Annotated in this window: 18 protein-coding genes and 3 tRNA genes; all 21 read right to left on the reverse strand. The window is 46.6% G+C overall.

Annotated features, from left to right (window positions below):
• Positions 1-40 precede the first annotated feature (40 nt).
• A complete protein-coding gene (locus D889_RS0108820; protein ID WP_010630802.1) occupies positions 41-1,486 on the reverse strand; it encodes a flippase in 1,446 nt (481 codons plus the stop codon).
• 98 nt (positions 1,487-1,584) lie between these two features.
• Positions 1,585-2,688 (reverse strand): glycosyltransferase, encoded by a 1,104-nt coding sequence (locus tag D889_RS0108825; RefSeq protein ID WP_010630803.1) that lies wholly within the window; start codon positions 2,686-2,688, stop codon positions 1,585-1,587.
• Positions 2,689-2,760: 72 nt separating this feature from the next.
• Positions 2,761-3,747: a glycosyltransferase family 2 protein gene (locus D889_RS0108830; protein ID WP_010630804.1), complete on the reverse strand. Its 987-nt coding sequence runs from the start codon at positions 3,745-3,747 to the stop codon at positions 2,761-2,763.
• 54 nt (positions 3,748-3,801) lie between these two features.
• Positions 3,802-5,019: a glycosyltransferase family 4 protein gene (locus D889_RS0108835; protein ID WP_010630805.1), complete on the reverse strand. Its 1,218-nt coding sequence runs from the start codon at positions 5,017-5,019 to the stop codon at positions 3,802-3,804.
• Positions 5,020-5,035: 16 nt separating this feature from the next.
• A complete protein-coding gene (locus D889_RS0108840; RefSeq protein WP_010630806.1) occupies positions 5,036-6,256 on the reverse strand; it encodes a glycosyltransferase family 4 protein in 1,221 nt (406 codons plus the stop codon).
• 4 nt (positions 6,257-6,260) lie between these two features.
• A complete protein-coding gene (locus D889_RS0108845; protein WP_010630807.1) occupies positions 6,261-7,505 on the reverse strand; it encodes an O-antigen ligase family protein in 1,245 nt (414 codons plus the stop codon).
• A gap of 62 nt (positions 7,506-7,567) precedes the next feature.
• The gene (locus D889_RS0108850; protein WP_238537543.1) at positions 7,568-8,668 is read right to left on the reverse strand and encodes a glycosyltransferase; all 1,101 of its coding nucleotides are present in this window, start codon (positions 8,666-8,668) and stop codon (positions 7,568-7,570) included.
• A gap of 102 nt (positions 8,669-8,770) precedes the next feature.
• Complete coding sequence (locus D889_RS0108855) at positions 8,771-9,460, reverse strand: sugar transferase (protein WP_010630809.1); 690 nt, start codon at positions 9,458-9,460, stop codon at positions 8,771-8,773.
• Positions 9,461-9,538: 78 nt separating this feature from the next.
• Positions 9,539-10,231, reverse strand: a complete 693-nt coding sequence (locus D889_RS0108860; RefSeq protein WP_010630810.1) for a CpsD/CapB family tyrosine-protein kinase — start codon at positions 10,229-10,231, stop codon at positions 9,539-9,541.
• A complete protein-coding gene (locus D889_RS0108865; RefSeq protein ID WP_010630811.1) occupies positions 10,228-10,986 on the reverse strand; it encodes a YveK family protein in 759 nt (252 codons plus the stop codon). The genes D889_RS0108860 and D889_RS0108865 overlap by 4 nt, the downstream gene beginning before the upstream one ends.
• A 381-nt stretch (positions 10,987-11,367) precedes the next feature.
• Positions 11,368-11,616, reverse strand: a complete 249-nt coding sequence (locus D889_RS0108875; protein WP_010630812.1) for a PepSY domain-containing protein — start codon at positions 11,614-11,616, stop codon at positions 11,368-11,370.
• Between the two features lie 240 nt (positions 11,617-11,856).
• A complete protein-coding gene (rlmH, locus tag D889_RS0108880; RefSeq protein WP_010630813.1) occupies positions 11,857-12,336 on the reverse strand; it encodes a 23S rRNA (pseudouridine(1915)-N(3))-methyltransferase RlmH in 480 nt (159 codons plus the stop codon).
• 477 nt (positions 12,337-12,813) lie between these two features.
• Positions 12,814-14,052 carry a S1C family serine protease gene (locus tag D889_RS0108885; protein ID WP_010630814.1) on the reverse strand — a complete coding sequence of 413 codons (1,239 nt, stop codon included), beginning with the start codon at positions 14,050-14,052 and terminating at the stop codon, positions 12,814-12,816.
• Between the two features lie 171 nt (positions 14,053-14,223).
• Positions 14,224-15,018 carry an MBL fold metallo-hydrolase gene (locus D889_RS0108890; protein WP_010630815.1) on the reverse strand — a complete coding sequence of 265 codons (795 nt, stop codon included), beginning with the start codon at positions 15,016-15,018 and terminating at the stop codon, positions 14,224-14,226.
• Positions 15,019-15,068: 50 nt separating this feature from the next.
• On the reverse strand, positions 15,069-15,875 hold the full coding sequence (locus D889_RS0108895; protein ID WP_010630816.1) for a two-component system regulatory protein YycI: 807 nt from the start codon (positions 15,873-15,875) through the stop codon (positions 15,069-15,071).
• A complete protein-coding gene (locus D889_RS0108900; protein ID WP_010630817.1) occupies positions 15,872-17,197 on the reverse strand; it encodes a YycH family regulatory protein in 1,326 nt (441 codons plus the stop codon). Before D889_RS0108900 ends, D889_RS0108895 begins: the two co-directional genes overlap by 4 nt.
• The gene (gene walK, locus D889_RS0108905) at positions 17,194-19,005 is read right to left on the reverse strand and encodes a cell wall metabolism sensor histidine kinase WalK (RefSeq protein WP_010630818.1); all 1,812 of its coding nucleotides are present in this window, start codon (positions 19,003-19,005) and stop codon (positions 17,194-17,196) included. Before walK ends, D889_RS0108900 begins: the two co-directional genes overlap by 4 nt.
• Entirely contained in the window at positions 19,002-19,718 is a 717-nt protein-coding gene (gene yycF / locus D889_RS0108910) for a response regulator YycF (protein WP_010630819.1), read from the reverse strand. Before yycF ends, walK begins: the two co-directional genes overlap by 4 nt.
• 244 nt (positions 19,719-19,962) lie before the next feature.
• Positions 19,963-20,035: transfer RNA gene (locus tag D889_RS0108915), tRNA-Phe, on the reverse strand.
• Positions 20,036-20,086: 51 nt separating this feature from the next.
• Positions 20,087-20,163 (reverse strand) — tRNA-Asp (locus D889_RS0108920).
• Positions 20,164-20,165: 2 nt separating this feature from the next.
• Positions 20,166-20,242 (reverse strand) — tRNA-Met (locus tag D889_RS0108925).
• Positions 20,243-20,347: the final 105 nt, after the last annotated feature.

Genomic DNA, 20,347 nt, shown 5'->3' on the forward strand with positions numbered 1-20,347 from the left:
ATGCCCTCATTTTTCCGATCAGAACCTCCCATCATCTTTGTCATCTGTTTCTTTTTCTCTGTAACACGCTCCTGAATTCGTGATAAACCATGCCGTCACGTTTCACCGATTCAATCGCTACAATAATTGCAAAGTAGACGATGCAGCCAAGGGCTACTTGAACCCCGGTCGTCAGGATTGATGCCCCCATGACACTTCCCGTCATTCGAATCAGCAGAAACATCACTAGTCCGGCCATAAAATAATAAATCGTTTTTGGAACAATACGTCTGAATGGAATAAGTTTCCGGACAAAATAAAGCTGCACCAGTGTCACTGCGACCTCTGCAGCCAGTGTCCCGAAACTTGCCCCGATTGATCCGAACGGCTTGATGAGCATCAGGTTAACCCCGAAGTTAACCATTGCCCCGGCGTAGACAGAAGCTGTATAGGCCTTCATCTTGCCAAGCGGAAGCAGATACTGAGTACCGAACACGCCGCTCCAGGCCATGATGACGATCGTCGGTGCAAGAATAATCAGGACAACAATGCTTTTTAGAAAATGATCGCCCATATACCAGGGAATGAACTCCTCGGCAATGCCCGCAACGCCGAACATCAGCGGGATGGCTAAAAGTGTGGAGAAATCAAGTGATTTAAGCAAATAATCCCTGGCTTTTTCAATCTGCCCGACGGCGAATGTGTGCGCCATTCTCGGAAGCATGACGGTTCCAAGCGACGTCACCACGGATAAAGCCATCATCCGGATTTTATCGGCATAATCAAAGATCCCTACTTCGCTATTATTGGCTACAACGCCGATCATCGTTTTATTCAATACGAAGTAAACCTCAAGCGCAATACCCGGGATGAAATAAACAATCGATGGTTTAAAATGGCTCATAATCTGACGAAGCAAAACCCTGACGATCATGATCCGCCCTTTTAAGTAAAACCACATAATCAGTGCGCTCAGGAAAATAGAAAGACACATAATCGCCGTATAAACAGGCAAATCCGATGGTTGTTTCACCAAAATAAATATAGCGGCTAAAGAGAGGAGCTTAATGATAATATTCCGGGTGACAATCTTTTTAAACAGTTCGATGCCGAAGAAAAACCAGGAACAGTCGATGACGGTGCCGAGCAGACTGATCGTCTGGATCAAGGCAATGGACCGGTCCTGCTGAATGAAGAAAATGGCGGTGATTAAGTAGACGATCAACGAAGCAGTCGTAAGCATGAGCTGCAGAAAATACAGGCTGATAAAATTCTGACTCATCTTTCGTTTATCATCCCTGGACATGGCAATCAGCTTATTCCCATAAGTATCAATGCCGAGAATGCCCAGAAAAGAAAAATAGGAAACGATCGAGGCAGTATACGCATAAGTCCCGACCCCCTGAGGGAGGAGCACACGTGAAACATAAGGAACCGTGATGAGCGGCAGGATCATGACTAAAACCTGGTAGACCAGGTTATACAAATAATTTTTTTTAAGACTCATTTCAGCCACTCACCCTCACTGAATTTAGTAAAGCTGCCCGCATATCGTGTGGCTCACCAAGAAAGAGAGTGGTATTCAGACAGGTCGATGGCCGCACCTCAAGTCAGCCGCTCTAATAATTCCACAAACCGGCATGTCTGACGTTTAAGATCAAAACCACTTGTCTTTAGTTCCTCTGTCGTATCCTTATGTTCTGCGGTATCCGATAGAACTCTTTCTGCCCAGTACGAGACCGGTTTTTCCAATGAACAAAACTGCACCCGATCGGTAAGCTTTGTTTCCCTGCTGATCGTGTCGGAAAGCACTAAGGGCAACCCGGCAGCCTGTGCTTCAACAGCGGAAACCGGCAACCCTTCAAAACGAGACGGGAGCACAAAGGCATCCATTATCCACATAAGTTCAGGGATATCTTTGCGCTTCCCGAGAAACAGCACAGCTTGATCTAAACCTAAGGCATTGACCTTTTTCTCAACGACCGGTCTTAATTCACCCTCGCCGATCATGAGCAGTTTTGTCTGCTCATTCCGCTGGTGGATCGCAGAAAACAGGTCAATCAGGAAGTCATGGTTCTTCTGATCCACAAATCGCCCGACATGACCGATCACCGTGTCGCTGTCTATGTTCAATTGCTTACGAACCGCTTGCCGCACGTCCTCCCTGAACCGGAATTTCTCGCAATCAATCGCATTATTGATGATGTGCACCTTGTTTTGACGAACAGAACGTTTACCGAAAATCCACGCACCGGCAGCCCTGGAACAGGCAAAACAATATTTAGAAATCCGCCGCACATAGATCCGATGGATTAGATGCAGCAGCTGAACAGCTGCATGTCGCCTGTCGTCCCGTGTATTATGACCATGCGTGATGATCGTATAGTGGTATTTCCTCGCTAATAAAAACGGCACAATATTATAAAAGCCGCACGACTGAAAGTAGAGGATCGTGTGACTGAGGCGCAATGCTTTGAGGCACTGATTTAATTCCTTCATTGACTGGAGCGGATGCTTTGCTTGAGCAGAAATTTTATACACCTTTCCACCCAGTTCGTTCACTTCGCGTTCGGCATAGAAGAATTTCCCGCCATGCGGAATAATATCAAAAACATACTTCGACTTATCGATCGTACGGAATAAGTTCATCACGTATTCTTCCATCCCGCCCACCGACGTTCCCAGGCCGTAAACCAAGACGCGTTCCATCCATCAACCGCCTCCGTCTGCTTCTTTCCTGTACAAGTACCGGGCAATTCCTGATCGATTTACAAATAAGAATTAGTGAATGCCCCGGTGTTTCCACCGGTAAAAGAGTCTGAATATCGGCGCATAAATGCGTGAACACCATCCGACGAGAAGCAATTGCAAACGCCTTGAAAAAGGTATTTCCATGACCGATGCAAGTTCCGAATAATACTTACGGATAATCTTACTGGTCTCTTTCTTAAAAGCCCTCCATTTTGGGTCGCGTGCACCCGTGCGGAGCAGCAAGTCGTAGACGCCAAGACGGGAGATCACATAACCGAAGACAGCATAAATTTCAATCAACGGATATTTTTCCCTGACAAGGGCCAACATTTTCTCAGTGGACTGGACAGACCAGAGGTCGATTTCCTTACCATGGGTCAGACTCCCCGCACGCTGCCGATAATAGTATTTCGGTGTGGAGTCATAAACAATTGTGCGCGCACGATCCAATACCGTATAAGTGAGCAGATAGTCTTCACAGATGCGCCCTTCAGGAAAGCGCAGATGGTCAAACAAATGCCTCGCATAGAGTTTGTCCCATACACCCACCCCGAAATAGCCGATGCTGTTAATTCGTTTAAAAGCTTCCTCGCTGTTCATGACCAAATAAACATTTTCTTTTTTTTCAGGACGCCGGATACTCTTCCCAAAGACCTGGAATTCGCTGCAGATGGCCAGATCTGCATGTTCTTTCTTAAGATTGTTTATGAGCCATTCATAAGTATCGCAATGAATCCAATCATCACAATCCACGAAAGCCAGATAATCGCCCTTTGCAAGATCCAGGCCAGTATTCCGGGCGGATGAAGCTCCGGCGTTTACTTTATGGATCACACGAATGCGCGGATCGCGTTCTGCCCAGGAGTCACAGATCTCCGGGCAGCGATCCGGAGATCCGTCATCCACCAGAAGAATTTCCAGGTTCCGGTACGTTTGCATGACAAGACTTTCAATACATTGATCAAGATATTGTTCCGTCTTATACACCGGAACAATCACGCTAATGAGCGGCTCCATTGCAAACTCCTCCTCCACTAGTTCAGCATGAGATTCTTTCGGCCTCCCCGCCTCTCAGTCAGAGATCGCATTGATAAAGTTCAAATAATAACGGTCAAGATCCATCCTTTGTGAGATTAACGGACTGTTCTTCGCCATCATGAGTCGCAAGTCGTGATTCATGACCAATTCTCTCAACGCTCCGGCAATGTTATTAATGATATGCTCATCCCGGGGCAAGAGAACTGCGCCATCCCCTTGTACATATTCAGGAATCCCGCCGGATAAAGTTGTGATCAGCGGCAGCCCGGACGCCATGGCTTCGATCATGGTCAGTCCGGCCGGTTCCTCCCAAATTGAAGGCAGCACGGCAATGTCGGCTATTGAATAAATGAAAGGCATCTCTTTATAAGGAATAAATCCTGTGACGATTACCCTATTTTTCATATTTTCACACATTTGTCTGATCTCTTCTTCAAACGGGCTCCAGAGATCACTGTCAAAAAAATGGCTGCCCACAATCAGCAACTTTACGTTCGGTGCATCGATTTTCCGATACGCCTGCAACAGCTCTTTTATCCCTTTTTCCGGAGTCAGCCTGCCTACAAAAATGAGGACAATGTCTGTTGCTTCAAGGCCGAATTTATGACGCCGCTGTTCACGGTCTTTTTTACTGATGGCACGGTTAAATCGCTCTGTATCAATTCCGTTATAGACCACGCGACGATTTTGCTTCGGTATTGTTTGCATGAAATCCGGAAGTGTGTGATTGATATAGTTACTGACTGCCAGCGTTTTACATCCGCTGATGATGTGCGCGCAACCGTAACTTCCGGTTACAACATTATGAATGTGATAGTAATAGTTTCCCTCATATTTTTTATCGTTTTTTCCCTTTTTTAATGTCTGGAATAACGTCGCACTATTCTCCAGGACCACCCGATCAAACGTCCCTCTGGCCAGGATCCGGGCTGTTCGATGTAACATATAAAAGCGTCTGAAAATATTCCGGTAAGAGGCAGCCCGGCTCTTTTTCAGTAATTTATTCGCAATAAAATAAGCACCTTTATCAAGAGCTTCCAGAAACAAACCGGGACGAAGAAAGATAAAACGGGTGTGGGGGTAATTATGCGCCTGTTTCTCCGCTTCATGGTCAAAGACGCTGATAATAACCAGTTCAAGCCGGCGATATTTTTCATTTTCTTTCGCCAGATTCTCTACCAGGGTTTCGACTGCTCCGCCTCTTACTGCCGGTACGGGCAATGTACCGGCTGTCACGATGGCTACCTTCATTCAGGATCCCCCAATGTTAATCTAAGATTTTCGCAATGAAATCTAAGTAATACCGGTCTGTATTCATCCGTTCAGCAGTTTTACGGCCGGCTTCCGCCATTTGCCGGCGCAGCACATCATTAAGCAGAACTCGGTTTAATGCATCCGCAAGCCGGTCTACAAACTGATCATCCCGGTTTAGAAGAATAGCAGCGTCTGTGCCGGCATATTCCGGTATGCCTCCGGAAACAGTGGAAATCAGGGGCAGTCCTGACGCCATCGATTCAATCACTGTCAATGGGGCCGGGTCATCCCATAGAGACGGAATAACGGCAACTTCCGCCATTTGGTACAACGCCGGCATGTCACGATAATCAATAAATCCTGTAAAAACAATGTTGTCTTTCATCGGTGCAGCAATCTTTTGCAGCTCCTTTTCATAATCACTGATCATCCCGCTGGCGTAAAAATAACCGCCTGCAATGACCAGTTTTATTCCCGGATAACGAACTTTCTTAAAAGCAAGCAGGAGCTCTTTAATCCCTTTTTCTTTGTTCAGCCTTCCGGTAAAGAGAATAACGCGATCGTCAGGCCCAATATCATAATTTCTGCGCAGGGCAACCGCATCCTTTTTGCTCTTCGCGTTGCCAAACTTCAGGGTATCCACACAGTTCCGGAGGATATCAAATTTATCTGCAGGGATACTGCCGAGAAAGCCTGATAATGTCTGATTGATATATCGGCTTACGCCGAGCACTTTCCGGCAGCCAAGCATAATCTGTCTGAAACCATAATCGTCAGCCACCTTGTTATGGAGGTGATAATAATATTTTCCGGCATATTTCTGAGCATTCCGGTGCTTTTTTAACGTCATAAACAGGGTGGCATGATTTTCAAGGATCACTTTATCGTAATTGTTTTTCTGCAAGTATTTGCTGACCTTCGCAATGTAATGAAGCCGCTGAATGATATACCGGTAGGACATCTTTCTTTCTTTTTTAAAAATCCTGTTTGCCATGAAGTAAAGGACGCGGTCGCAGATTCTGACGAGTGCCGGCGGTTTTATAAAAATAAAATTTGTTCTTTGGATCGTATCGGCCATATTGATCGCTCGTTCATGATAAGTACTGAATACGGTCAAGTTGATCGCACCATATTCTTCATTTTTGAGAATAAGATGATCAATCAATGTTTCTACCCCGCCTCCCATGGCTGCAGGAACCGGCTGATATCCGGATGTTACCATTGCGACTTCCATCCGTTCATCCACCTTTCAGTGAGGTAATATCTGTCTGATCGCGTGCTCTTGTTGCTTCGGGCCGCTTTTGGACCCCCTGATGCGTCAGCAGTCCCGCCAGAAAGAAAAAATTCATCAATGTCGGCGGAAAATTGAATGAACCGTCGACTATAAAAGCAACGAAAACGCAGATAAAACCAATCGATGCCAATTTATTACGTTCATAGATTCCGTAAATCGCGGCAGCCAGCGCAGAAAGAAAGCCTAATAATCCGAAAAGTCCATAATTGAAAAGTGTCGATACGATTCCTTCCAGTGAATCTATTTGATCCCATGGCAATCCAACGCAGAGAAATCTCAGAAAATCGAACCCGTTCAACGCATTCACCTGGGCAAATGCACTGACAAATTGGGACGTACGGCCGGCAGCCGTCGGATCCGACAGCGTCTGATCAATATACCGCAGATAAAGCTGCTGGAGAAACTGATTATCTGTCCGCAGCACATATACGACCCCGATAGCAGTGAAGAACATTAGACTTGAAAAAAACAGCATTTGATGTCGGTAGCCTAATCTGTTTTTTACGAACACAAGAAGAAAAATCAGGGAGAAAACAAAGGGTATCATAATCGATCTGGACCCTGAGAGGATAAGCCCGACACAGCCGATAAAAATAGAAACAACTTTTAATACCTTTTGTTTTATAGATAAAGGAAGCCATGAGAGTAGAATGGGGATACTCATTGCGTAGAACAGGCCGGCCCCATTGCCGTTCTGGTACGTTGAAGGCATTTTTTGCGCCTCGCCTGAAGCGGCCATGCCGTAACCAATCGGCTTATCAGCCAGGTTCTGGCCAAGGGTGTAGGTCACACCCGGAACGGCAGTATGGACAATGCCGGCAATTCTCTGAATGAGTGCATAGCCTCCGACAATGACTAAGGAAACAGCGAGAAGCTTCAGGGCTACTTGCGGGTTAATCGATCTTCCGATTCCCAGGGCAAGCGGAGAAGCAATCACCACCATGACTGTGGCTAACTGAAATACCGGAAAATTTCCCAGATTAAAGAGCAGTGAGACCAGAACGGCTGAAACAAAGAGCAGATAAGAGAAAGCCAGCCCCTTTATTTGCATGAATCCGGGAATCACCTGATCGTGACATTTTAACAGGGCAAACAAGAATAAAAACATCGCGATCGTTAGCGGAACACCAATTTGCGCCCCCGCTTTGGGAAATGCAAAAGTCATGAATTCAAAAAAATAAACAGACATAGCTTTCCTCCGCATTTTCTTCCCATCAAAAACGACATCACCTGACCTCATCGTGTTTCTGTTTACCGGACTGCCGGCTGATTATTGCTTTCATGCAATTGTCGATAAACCTCGATGAGTCTTTGATTTAACTTTTCTCCGGTATACTTTTCTTGAAAGATGGCAAATCCTCGTTTGCCCATGACCTCAAGTTCCTGTTTCCTGACCGTTGTCAGAATCTGCGTTAATCGCTCTAAATGGTTAAGGTCAAACAAATAACCATTGACCCCGTCTTTTACTAAATCGGGAAGGTCTCCCCGGTTACTGGCGATCACCGCCTTTTTATTCTTCATCGCTTCAATCGCAACCAATCCGAAGCCCTCCCATCTTGAGGGAATGATCACCGCATCGAATTTTTCATAGTAGCTGTCTATCTGATCATGATCAATCCAGCCGAGGGAAGTGATCTGTTCCGGTATTTTCATTGAAATCGGATCAAGAACACTTCCTCCGATCAGATACAAGCGGACATGCGCCGGCGGATCACTTTTAAAGAATTCCAGCAGGATGTCGATTCCCTTTTGCCTGTCAAACCGGCCAACAAACAGTAAATTCAGTTTTACCGGATCAAGTCTCAATTTGATGTCTTTATTTATATGCGGCTGCGCTTCAATACCGTTTGGAATCACTAATGACTTTTCTTCAGGAATTCTATATTTCTGTGATCCGATAAATTCATGCTCGGAAATATTGATGATTCGATCCGTTTTTCTTGCCATTACCCGCTCCAAAATTCCGTACATCTTCTTTTTCATCCGGGAAACTTCCATTAAAAAGGACCAGCCGTGAGCACAATAAACAACCTTGGGGCGCTTCCTTTTGAAAAAGAAACACAGCCGTACAAATAAACCGGCAAAAGAGCTATGGACGTGTATGATGTCCGGACGAATCTTTTTGATCGCCCGATGAATCTGAATGATGGCCGGGATAAATTTCACTAATTTTCTTTCATAATGATAGTAGTTAATCGAAACGCCCGGGATGGACAGTTTGTCAGAGTTATCGTCGCTCATTAATACATGAACACTGCTTATCTGCCCCGCTGTCGCCTGGTAATTAAGAATCTCGTTAAGGTATGTTGTGATCCCGCCTCGGACATATTCGCAGACATGTAGAATTTTCATGGCCAATCGCACTCACCCTCATGAAGCCCTATTTGTATTTACCGCTGACCACCAGGGTTTTTAAGATCGGAGCAACACGATCTGACAAACAAGATCAGTCCATTAGTAAGCATTTCTGGCGTGGAATATGATAAGAATCGTTTTTAGAATGATCTTTAGATCAAGGAGGATTCCTCGCCTGTTGATATACTCGATATCTAATTTGACCATCGACGCAAATCCGACGCTGCTTCTCCCTTCGACCTGCCAAAGACCCGTACAACCGGGCCTGACGAGTAATCTTTGCCGGTCATAGTCAGTGTAGTCCGCCACTTCTCTCGGAAGCGGCGGACGCGGACCGACTAAACTCATCTCCCCCTTCAGGACATTCACAAGCTGGGGAAACTCATCCAAACTCGTTTTCCTTAGAAAACGTCCGAATCTGGTGACTCGGGGGTCATTTTTCATCTTGAACATCGGGCCGCTGGTCTCATTCTTTTCGATAAGCGCGCCCAGAAGATCTTCCGCTTGATGGACCATAGAACGGAATTTATAGATCGTGAATATTCTCCCATTCTCTCCGAGACGAATTTGCTTAAAAAACACTGAGCCGGCAGGATCATCCAATTTGATCAGAATCGAAATCAATAGAAAAAGCGGGGATAAAATGAGCAAGCCTAACAGTGCACCACATATGTCCATCACTCTTTTAGTGAATAAATAAACTTCATCCTGTGTTCGTTGCCGCACATTTTCTCGAACCCTCACTGTGGAAGAGAACATTTTATCTGCTGGCGGCTTTACTAAAGCCATAGAGCCGGCCTCCTGTAGACAAAAGATTAGTCTTTGTGATTGGTAGAAAACACGTCCTGACAGCAAGCAATCATCGCATCAATAATCCTTATAGGCGTAATACGGGCTTTTTCTGCTCACTCTCTTGTCATTCAACACAACACCAAGAAGTTTTCCATTAACTGACGAAAGCAGATCGATGGCTTTTCTGGCTTTATCGGTTTCAGTCAATTCACTCCGTATGACAAAGAGAATTCCGTCACACAAATTAGCCAGCAGCAGGGTATCTGATACAGCTAAAACCGGCGGTGAATCGATAATCACCCGATCAAAATGTTCCTTTGCCTGCTCAATCACAGTCACCATTTCCGCGGCACTCAGCAAATCGGCAGGATTAGGAGGTACAGGTCCACTGGTCAAAAGAAACAACTGATTCAGACTTGTCGCCCGGACAACATCTGTGAAGCTTGCCTGCCCTGTCAGGACATTCGTCAACCCTTCCCGATTATCCATACTAAAAAAACTATGCTGCGACGGTTTGCGTGTGTCGGCATCGATCAGCAGCACCCGCTTGCCCTGCTGCGCCATGACCGCAGCAAGGTTCGACGCGGTTGTTGACTTTCCCTCCCCTGCTTCCGCAGAAGTCACAACAATCAATTTCAGACCCCCGCCCGCCTTAGCAAAGGAAATATTCGTACGCAATGTCCGGTACTGTTCGGAAAGTGAATCGTTCTCCTGTAAAGAAGTTACAAGATACCGTCTCTCCGTTCTTCCCTTTCTAAGTCGTTTCAAAAGAACCGCCTCCCTCTTTTTGACCTTCCCACCCTTGTGGTCATATCAGACTTCCCGTCGGTCTTTTTCCTCTTTCTGTCACGATTCTCTAGATGCGCGACGACACCGATAACTGGCACACCTAATTTCTGTTCGATGTCTTCTTCTGTCTTGATCGTGGTGTCCAGATACTCAAGTAAGAAGACCAGACCAAATGAGAGCAGCAGCCCGAGAAATACTGCAAGTGTCATATTTTTACTCAGACTGGGCGATACCTGCCCGCCACTCTCAGAAACAGTGGCGGGAGAAAGAAGGCTGACATTATCCACTTTCATCATGGTCCGCACTTGCGCTTTGAACACATTTGCGACTCTGTTCACAATCTGTACCGACAAATCTGCCTGCCCGGTCTCCGCTGTAATCGAGAAAATCTGCGAATCCTGATTCGACGTGACCGTCAGCATGCCTTGCAAATCCTTTGCCGATAAATTCAGGTGCAAATTTCGAATCACCTTATTCAGGATGGATGGGTCCTCGATGAGTTCACTGTAGGTGTTGACCAGTTGTACATTTGTCTGAACCGCGTTTGAATTGTAAAGCGTCTTGCCATTACCTTGATTCACAAGAATACGGGCAGTTGCATCATACATTGGTGCCATGAAAAAGTGTGTGGTAATTGCAGCGATGACACCGGCGACCAGAATGATCGCAGTAATCAGCCATAACCGCTTCCTGACAATCAGATAAATTTCTTTCAGACCCACGTTCTTCTTCATGGAATCCCCTCCAACTTTATTTCATTTCCAAAAATGAGGGAGTAATAATGTATTGTCATTTGGTTTATTTTAGACTTCGCGGTGTTCTGGCAGCGTCCAATATGCTTTTCACAAGTAATCTGAAGAATTATATTCTGGGAAACATGTTTCGAACCACATTTTTCAAAAATTGAGCTATTGACGCTGCCCAATAAAAGTTGCTGCAGGGTTCATCACATCACGCATCCAGTGATTTAAAATTTGTAGCGGGGAAGTGCTGTGGCACAATCAATCATCCACGCGCAGAGAATGACGAAGATCCCGAAAAGAGGTACCATCACGGCTCTTTTCGGGATCTTGTGTATCTATTACTGTCGAACTCGAATTCAACAAGGGTTGGCATTAATCAAAATCATTTTCTTCTTCTATTTTTAAGATTCTCCCTGATTTTGCAAGAATCTCCACTTCGTATATTCTGTTTTGTGGTGTTAGAATGAAAACCTCATAAACCAACACACCATTTTCTAAATCCATATCTACATGTAGAATTTCCCCAGATACACGTTGAAGGGCAATTTCTTGAGCTTGTTGCATGGTAATTCTTTGTCTATACATTGGTGTTGGATTAACGTGATAAAAATTTTCATACATTGAAGATCTCCTCCTCACTAAAGAGTTCAACTCATTTATCGATATGTATTTGACCCATTTTTGGTGCACCAAAAGCCCTTTTATGTATGAAACACCTTTTTAAAAATCCGCCCTCATATTGCACTTTACTTCATACCATGATTCAGAAAATAACCGGCAATGAAGGAAATTCACCAACTAAAAAAAGCGTCAAAGCCATTGAGTTGCGCTTTGACGCTTCAAAAAATAATAACTATGTGCTTACTTATGATAAGGTTCTCCGCGGATGATTTTAAAGGCGCGATAAATTTGTTCCACTAAGATCAGCCGCATCAACTGGTGAGGAAAGGTAAACCGGGAAAAAGAAAGCTGAAAATCCGCCCGACGTAGTACTTCGGTGCTAAGCCCGTTGGAGCCGCCGATGATAAATGCGAGATGACTGTGTCCATAGGTTGCCAGTTCCCTGATTTTTCCCGCAAAACCCTCCGAATCCATTTGTTCTCCAGGTATCGTCAGCGCGATCACATAGGCATTTTCCGGTATCTTTTTCAGCAGACGCTCGCCTTCCGTATTCTTAACCTGTTCTATTTCTGCAACGGACAAATTCTCCGGTGCTTTTTCATCGGCTACCTCGATGACTGACACCTTGGCATAGGGCGAGAGCCGTTTCAAATATTCGGCAATTCCCTGCTTAAAATATTTTTCCTTTAGTTTACCCACCGTCAAAATTTCAATATTCACAGCTTATCCCATCCCTATACATAACTTATGCACAGAACTTATGCACATATCCACAGCCTCTATCCACATTCAGTATGGAATCAGGCGTTTGCCACGAGATCTGCAGCTAAAAAAATCCTGGATTCTCCTGATTGTGAATAACTTCTCCCTTGTTTCCCAATAGACCGCCTGTTTTCGCACTTTTTTCGGAATTCTTTCTTTTCCGCTTATCCAATCAGACCCTGCGTAGATCACATGAAGCAGTACTGCGCTGCGCCGGAGCGTCCTTTTCCTGTTTCAAATCAATTTTTCATCACGTCCGGGAAGGTAAAAAAATAATTACCTTTATCCACAGTATGACATAGAAAGTGGATAACTTGTGGATAAAATCGACACTCTGCACACAATTTATCCACAGCCGCAACATATTAACAACGATTCATACAAAAAAACAGGGCCGGCAGGAAAATCCCCGCCGGCCGCTGAATATTTTAATCTCTATGAGAATGTCTTGCTGCCCAGAATCAGTTTCGCCGTCCGCAGTTTTCCATTATGGTAATATTGGATCGGTACAACCTGACCCGGAGTCAGATTGGTGTACATATACGTCGAGAAGGAGAGGTAACTTGAAATCTTGTGACCGTTGATCGATACGATCACATCGCCTGCCTGAAGACCGCTTTTCTTTGCCGGACTCCCACTGGTGACATCCGTGACAACAAGACCTGTTTTCACATTTTTCGGAATCTGCAGCTGACTGGCTTCATCCGACGGGACCATGGTCAGGTCGACGATACTGATGCCCAGCATCGGACGCTCGATCTTGCCGTTCTGTTCCAGTTTGCTGATCACCGGCTTGGCAACATTTATCGGGATTGAAAAGCCAATGCCTTCAACACTGGTATTCGAACCGGAACCGATTGAGGTAATCTTCGATGAATTGATCCCGATGACCTGGCCGGCAATATTCGCCAGCGCACCGCCACTGTTCCCGGGGTTGATCGCTGCATCCGTCTGAAGCACCTGAGCCTCAATGGATGCATTGTTGCTTTCGACCGGTATCGTCCGGTTGGTGGAACTGATAATGCCCTCCGTCACCGATCCGGAAAAACCAAGCGGATTCCCAATCGCAATTGCCGGTTCACCTCGCTGCAGGGTTGCCGAATTTCCGAACTCGGCAACAGTCGTTACATAAGTCGACGGAATCCTGAGAACAGCCAGATCATATAATGCGTCCTTGCCCAGCACTTTGGCCTGCACTTTCTGGTTCCCTGAGAAACGGACCTCCACCCGGCCGGCACCGGAAACAACATGATCATTGGTTACCACATAAGCGTAAGGGCCTGCGCGTTTATAAATAATGCCTGATCCAATGCCCGACTCTGTATACTTATTATCAAAGAAATTCGCTTTCTGCAGATTGATGACAGCCACGACAGCCGGAGACAATTTGGCTACAGCCTGAGTGACATTGGAGCTGACTTTCACATTGACCTGCTGGGTAGCGGTACTTTTACCCGCGCCAAGGCCCTTGGTCACCTGACTCCCCGTATTAATCGTATAGGGTAATATCCCCAGATCGGAGAGGATCGGCGCAAAAATCAAAAAACAGACAATCCCGACGATCGCCCCGATAAATCCGGCAAAGAACCACCCGCTCCGGTTTCCTGCCCGGTGAGCCGGCTTCTTCTCGGATTGCGGCAGCTCCTCATTATGATTGTCGTCATAATAGCCCATTCCTATTCCTCCCTGTGTTCCGTTGCCGGCAGCGGCAGATCAGTGCACTCCGCCGGCAAAATCATTTTACCCATAATGTAACACCGGAAGCGGTATGCATCATAAATATGTGACGATTTATATACAAAAGAAAAAATTCCCTATCTTTATCCTTTTTGGTCATTCTCCGGCTCAGATGGCGGCGAGATGCGTGGCCCGCTGCGGATCTGTGTCCATCAGCGTGAGATCCCGGCCCATTTTCAGACCGATGCTCTCCAGCTTCTGGCCGACACTCAGCCGGGCAAGTTCTTTCATATTATTGTCCCGGCTCAGATGAGCCAGATAAATGCGCTTCGTATGATTTCCCAGTACCTCGGTCAGCGCGGCTCCGGAATCGTCATTCGAGATATGTCCCGTGTCCCCAAGGATTCTTCGCTTGACGCTCCACGGATAAGGCCCCATCATCAGCATCTCGGTATCGTGATTGGCTTCCATTATGTACGCATCTGAATCACGGATCAACCCCTTGATATGCTCGGAAACATAACCGAGATCCGTCAGAAGCGTTAATTTACGGTTACCGTCATGGACAATATAAAACATCGGATCTGCCGCATCATGGGATACAGAAAACGACTCTATATCAAGATTCCCGAATTTTTTGATTGTATTCGCCTGAAATTCAAATTTTTGTTCATCCGGAATACCGCCGGTGATCGAAGCCATTGCTTTCCATGTTTTATCATTGGCGTAAACCGGCGTATGAAAACGCCTGGCAAAAACGCCGAGGCCTCTGACATGATCGCTGTGTTCATGAGTGACCAGTATCCCGTCGATATCTTCCGGCTTACGGCCGATCTGCCCGAGCAGGCCGATCATTTTCTTTCCGCTCAGACCGCAGTCGATCAGCAGATGCTGCTGCTGTGTCTCTATATATAACGAATTGCCCGTACTCCCGCTTGCCAGCACGCTGTACTGTACTGCCATATTTGTTCTTCCTTCCCCGATCCGATTGCCGACATCATTCCTGCGATCCGTCAGTTCATTGTCTGAACGTTCCCCGACATGGCATTGACAAAGTATTCTCTCTGCGTTTGACGGGTTTGCACGACAATATGCCATGCCGGTATGAAAACCAGTGAATCCGTATTGGAATCTCCGATAAGATTGATGTAACCCAGTTCAATCGTCTTGATAACCGGTTGCTGAGCATCCAGCAGATTGGTATTCTCACCAAGATTACTGATTGCTTTATCGGCACTGATGATGTCGACGGTGTTCGATTGCTTGAATTTGAAATAACTCTGACGATAGCTGACCACTTTATGATTTCTTAATGTGAAGGTAAGCATCTGGATATTGCTGTGCTTGCTGATGAACACCGGGCGATTATCATAAACCTGTGTAAAGCTCGCATCTGATTCGCCGGATCCGCCCTTCCAGTAACTATACGCCTGGCCTCTGTACACCTGCGTCAATATTCCCTTCTGGACCACCGGATCAGTGATTTTCCCATTGATCGGTGAGTCGAAAACACTCATCAGTTGCTTCCCGCTGCCGTCAATACTGATTTTCTGACGGACCGTCCCGGTTCCCGGACTGATCAGACTGGATATATTTTTTCTTTCCCGGGAAAAGTCCATCCGGCTGCCGCTCAGAAATGTCACATTCTGAGGTGTTGCCGGAATCGACGTCTGCATCCGGAATGAGTTCTGTGTCCCGGATCCCGTATTCAGCCGTGACATCTCGTCGCTCTGCTGGCGCATATATATTTCAAAAATCAGAAAAGCATCCAGAAGAAGAAAGCAGATAATGAAAATGGACTTGGTTTTACTCCAGTTCATTGCAGATTCTCCCTTTGCGAATTCGGCTGCCGGGAGAGCAGTGCCGAAGTTTCAGAATACCATTTGCCGTTAATCTTATAGAACCAGTCCGGAGAGGCCATCAACGAAGTGTTGTTTCCGGACATAGGATTGGCGACCTTATAGCCGATGACCATATCCTCAATCTGGTTGACCGGCACCGAAGCCTGTCGCAGTTTCTGCAGGACCATATTTCCAGGGTCCAGGACAACGGCATTCGTTGCGTCGATTCTGCTGAACGTGAGCAGGGTCCGGTTGAAGCTTGTCAGATCCTGATTCTCCCAGGTCAGTTCCATGGTCGTAAGAAACGGATTAGGATAATATTCGGTATTAAAAACCATATAATCCCCGAACATCATTCTGAAGGTCACCGTCTTCTGCTGATCGGATGCATCGGAATAGCCGTCATAAATGAAATTATTGGTCCATGCCTTGAAGTTATCGATAAACTCATAACTATGAATGATCGGATCGGACAGGCCGGAAGAATTATTGGTAATCCCTGTATTGACATACTGCATAATATTGTTCGTGGCTTCCAGCTGGCTTGTCCCGTCATTGAATGCGGTTTTCCCCCGGTCATGAAAAACATTTTTCGGATCCGTAAATAAAATCGGAATGAATGCATTGATCGGCGTCTTCTGAAAATACATCAGCTGCGAACGTATCTTGGTGTAGCCTGCCGGTAAATAGGCCGTATAATTTTTCAGCCGCTGCAGGCGATACGGTGAAGAACGGTCTTCCGAGTAGTTTGCGGACAGTCTGCTCAGGCTGGTCCCGGAAACTTTTGCCGAAAACTGTTCCTGGTTTGCTCCTGAACGAAATGAAGCCATCAGTGTTCCCGTACCTGCAGCCTGATAAATTTCGATCCGGTCGATCTGCGCACTCTGGGGAATCTGACCATTTCCGGAGTGAAAATGGAACAATTTGTTCAGCGTGCCCTGTATCAACGGCGACGGGAAAACAATCTCATAGGAAACCGTACCTGACTTGCGTGATAGGCTTTTTTTACTGCTTGGGACAATATTTGTGAATGAGACGCGCTGAAAAGCCTGATACATCTCCCGGATTTGCGCGGATGCCGTCTCGCCGCTTGTCCCATTCTGCGCGTGTGCGATCACAAGCGTTGGACGAATAACCTCATTCATCTTATAAGATCCGGCAATCGCAACAGAATTAGCCGAATTAGACGGCCCTTTGTAATTCTTATAGTCCATTTTATAAAACCAGATATTCCAGGTCATTGCGATGCTGGCCACAACCAGAACCCCAAGCAGCAATGATTTGAAAAATTCCCGGTTCATACGCGCTCACCGTCCCGGTCAAGCGGCAGGATAAAGTGAATCGAAGTGCCCTGATTCCACTCACTGTCCGCCCAAATCTCGCCGCCCTGAGCTTCGATCATTTCCTTGGCAATAGCCAGGCCAAGGCCTGTGCCTCCAAGTTTTCTCGAACGTGCCTTGTCGACACGGTAGAAACGATCAAATACTTTCTTCAGATTTTCTTTCGGAATGCCGACGCCCTGATCGCTGATCGTCGTTCTGATCTTATGCCCCCTCCGGGCAACCCGAAAAGTAATCAGCCCGCCTTCAGGAGAATATTTCATTGCATTAGACAGAATATTATCGATAACCTGTGTCAGCTTGTCCCGGTCAATCTGAACGAAAAACGAGCCCTTGGGTAATTTGCGGGCGAACTGGATATTCTGTCTCTTGGTCATTTCAAAACGATCAATTATCTGACTGCAGAAGCCGACATAGTCCGTGCGCTGAAGATTGATTTTATAATCCTTTGAGTCAAGGCGGGACAATTGGAGCAGATCTTTGACCAGACGAATCATGCGTTCTGTTTCTTTCTGAGTCACATCAAGAAACTTAGCCGCCAGTTTCGGATCTTCCACCGCACCGTCCTGCAGGGCCTCCAGATAGCTCTTCATCGTCGTCAGAGGCGTGCGCAGTTCATGAGAGACGTTGGCCACGAATTCCCTGCGCTCCATGTCTACCTGTTCCTGCTCGGTGACATCATGGATGACGGCGATCAGTCCGCTTTCCACCCCGCTCTCCCTTTTTACAACTGAAAAGTTGGCACGCAGGAGAACGGTCTCCGTATCATTACTGAAATCCAGAACAATCGAATCAGTCAATTTGTAAAGATCCATCGTGCGGTACTTTTTTCTGATCTTCAGCAGATCGAGAATCGAATTCCCGATCACATCGTTGCGGAAAACACCGAGCAGTTCTTCCGCCCGGTTGTTCATCAGAATCACGTTTCCTTTTCGGTCGGTGGCAATAACCCCGTCGGTCATATACGTCAGTACAGATTTAAGCTTGCGCCGTTCCGATTCGGTTGTCGATGTTGCCTCGCGAAGCTTCGCGGTCATATTGTTAAATGATGCGGCCAGCTGACCGATCTCATCTTTCTCCACCATGTCCACTTTTCGGTTGAAATTACCCTGAGTGACGGCAAGTACCTGGCGCTGCATCTGCACCAGCGGTTTGGTGATCGTTCTGGCAAGGAAAAAACCGAGCACCGCCGTAATCAGCAGAGAAAAAATGGTTGCCGTAGCAAGAATTTTATTGATCAGCTGAAGCTGGCTGTAGACACTTTCCAGACTTTTTTCCACATAGAGTACGCCATAATGCTGACTGCCGATCATAATCGGCACAGTGACAATCGCCACGCGTTCGCCGCTGCTGCCGTCCGTCCGCCGGTAACTGTTCGTTTTTCTGGAGGACAGATCCTGAATAATCAGGTCGTTGGTCGTACTCTTCCCGATCGCATTCCGGTCATCCGCAGCAACGATCACCCGGTTTTCATCAATGACCTCTACTTCCCGGATATCACTGATTCCTGTAAACTGATTGCCAATCTGTTCAGCAAGCCGGTTTGAATGATCGGCGACCTGGTTCTGTGATACCTTGAGTACCTCACTGATATTTACAGCGATCAGCTTGCTCTGGTTCACCAGAGATTCTTCAAAGTTGTTCAGCTGCATGGTTTTCAAATTCTCAGTGAAATACACGCCGATCAGCTGCATGGCCAGCAGGATCAGTAGAGTATAGACCAGTACAACTTTAAATTGAATGGACCGGAAAAAGCCGACTTTATTCATTCCTGATTTCCTTGATCCGGAGCATTAAGGTAATAGCCGACACCGCGGCGGGTGATAATCCAGATCGGCCGGCTCGGGTTGTCCTCAATTTTTTCCCGGAGCCGCCGGACGGTGACATCCACTGTCCGAACATCACCGAAATAGTCATAGCCCCAGACTGTCTGTAAAAGATTTTCCCGGGTCATAACCTGACCGATATGATCCGCCAGATAGTGCAGAAGTTCAAACTCCCGGTGCGTCAGATCGATGGGTTTGCCCCGCTTTGTCACCACGTAGGCATCCAGATGGATGACCAGATCCCCGATCTCAATCGTATTCTCTTTCGGCTTGTCGCTGTCGTCCGACTCCTGTTTGTGCCTTCGCAAATTTGCTTTCACTCTGGCAATCAGTTCCCGGTTGCTGAAGGGCTTGGTGACATAGTCATCGGCACCCATCTCCAGACCGAGCACTTTGTCGATTTCCGAGTCCTTGGCGGTCAGCATAATGATCGGCATATTATGTGTCTTCCGCACTTCGCGGCAGACTTCCATACCGTCTTTAACCGGCAGCATCACATCCAGGAGGATCATATCCGGATTCTCCTGTTCTACCATATCGATCGCCTGCTGACCGTCATAGGCACAGACGACGTCGTATCCTTCCTTTTCCAGGTTAAACTGCAATATATCTGCGATCGGTTGTTCATCATCAACGACTAAAATTTTACTTGCCATTTTCTAATCCCCTCGCGTCTATAACTGCTTTCAGATCTTCCGGATGCTTACATGAAATCGAGGTTGTGTTTCATTCAACAGTGACCCATCCGGTCAGATATGCATGGTAATGTCTTATACTTAGTTATTTTACCATATCCATTCAGGCTCTGTCATAATGATACCGATGCAAACAGGGCCCCCGGACAATTCCGGGAACCCTGTTATTTTAATGGTTCATCGTGATGAACGCACTGCCCTCCGATGGCTCGAGGCGGAGTCGAACCACCGACACGAGGATTTTCAGTCCTCTGCTCTACCTGCTGAGCTATCGAGCCATAAAAATTGTAGAGAGAATTTATGTAAAAAAAATTAATTGAAAATAAAAATGGCGGGTCCGAGCGGGTTTGAACCGCCGATCTCCTGCGTGACAGGCAGGCATGTTAGACCACTACACCACGGACCCATTGGTTGCGGGGGCAGGATTTGAACCTGCGACCTTCGGGTTATGAGCCCGACGAGCTACCAGACTGCTCCACCCCGCGATGTTCAATTATCGGCTGTTTCAGCCTGCCGGTGTATTCCCTTTCGCGGCACAAGTGATATTATAACATCGTTCACGCACAATAGCAAATGTTCCTCAGATGAAG

The organism is Sporolactobacillus vineae DSM 21990 = SL153 (assembly GCF_000377985.1).
GTDB lineage: Bacteria > Bacillota > Bacilli > Bacillales > Sporolactobacillaceae > Sporolactobacillus > Sporolactobacillus vineae.

Coding starts and splice junctions, on each gene's coding strand:
- D889_RS0108865 (WP_010630811.1), bottom strand. CDS start 10,986: ATGAAGAAGAACGTGGGTCTGAAAGAAATTTATCTGATTGTCAGGAAG.
- D889_RS0108850 (WP_238537543.1), bottom strand. CDS start 8,668: ATGAAAATTCTACATGTCTGCGAATATGTCCGAGGCGGGATCACAACA.
- yycF (WP_010630819.1), bottom strand. CDS start 19,718: ATGGCAAGTAAAATTTTAGTCGTTGATGATGAACAACCGATCGCAGAT.
- D889_RS0108825 (WP_010630803.1), bottom strand. CDS start 2,688: ATGGAACGCGTCTTGGTTTACGGCCTGGGAACGTCGGTGGGCGGGATG.
- D889_RS0108885 (WP_010630814.1), bottom strand. CDS start 14,052: ATGGGCTATTATGACGACAATCATAATGAGGAGCTGCCGCAATCCGAG.
- D889_RS0108875 (WP_010630812.1), bottom strand. CDS start 11,616: ATGTATGAAAATTTTTATCACGTTAATCCAACACCAATGTATAGACAA.
- D889_RS0108895 (WP_010630816.1), bottom strand. CDS start 15,875: ATGAACTGGAGTAAAACCAAGTCCATTTTCATTATCTGCTTTCTTCTT.
- D889_RS0108835 (WP_010630805.1), bottom strand. CDS start 5,019: ATGAAGGTAGCCATCGTGACAGCCGGTACATTGCCCGTACCGGCAGTA.
- D889_RS0108890 (WP_010630815.1), bottom strand. CDS start 15,018: ATGGCAGTACAGTACAGCGTGCTGGCAAGCGGGAGTACGGGCAATTCG.
- D889_RS0108840 (WP_010630806.1), bottom strand. CDS start 6,256: ATGGAAGTCGCAATGGTAACATCCGGATATCAGCCGGTTCCTGCAGCC.
- D889_RS0108830 (WP_010630804.1), bottom strand. CDS start 3,747: ATGGAGCCGCTCATTAGCGTGATTGTTCCGGTGTATAAGACGGAACAA.
- D889_RS0108855 (WP_010630809.1), bottom strand. CDS start 9,460: ATGGCTTTAGTAAAGCCGCCAGCAGATAAAATGTTCTCTTCCACAGTG.
- D889_RS0108820 (WP_010630802.1), bottom strand. CDS start 1,486: ATGAGTCTTAAAAAAAATTATTTGTATAACCTGGTCTACCAGGTTTTA.
- walK (WP_010630818.1), bottom strand. CDS start 19,005: ATGAATAAAGTCGGCTTTTTCCGGTCCATTCAATTTAAAGTTGTACTG.
- D889_RS0108900 (WP_010630817.1), bottom strand. CDS start 17,197: ATGAACCGGGAATTTTTCAAATCATTGCTGCTTGGGGTTCTGGTTGTG.
- D889_RS0108845 (WP_010630807.1), bottom strand. CDS start 7,505: ATGTCTGTTTATTTTTTTGAATTCATGACTTTTGCATTTCCCAAAGCG.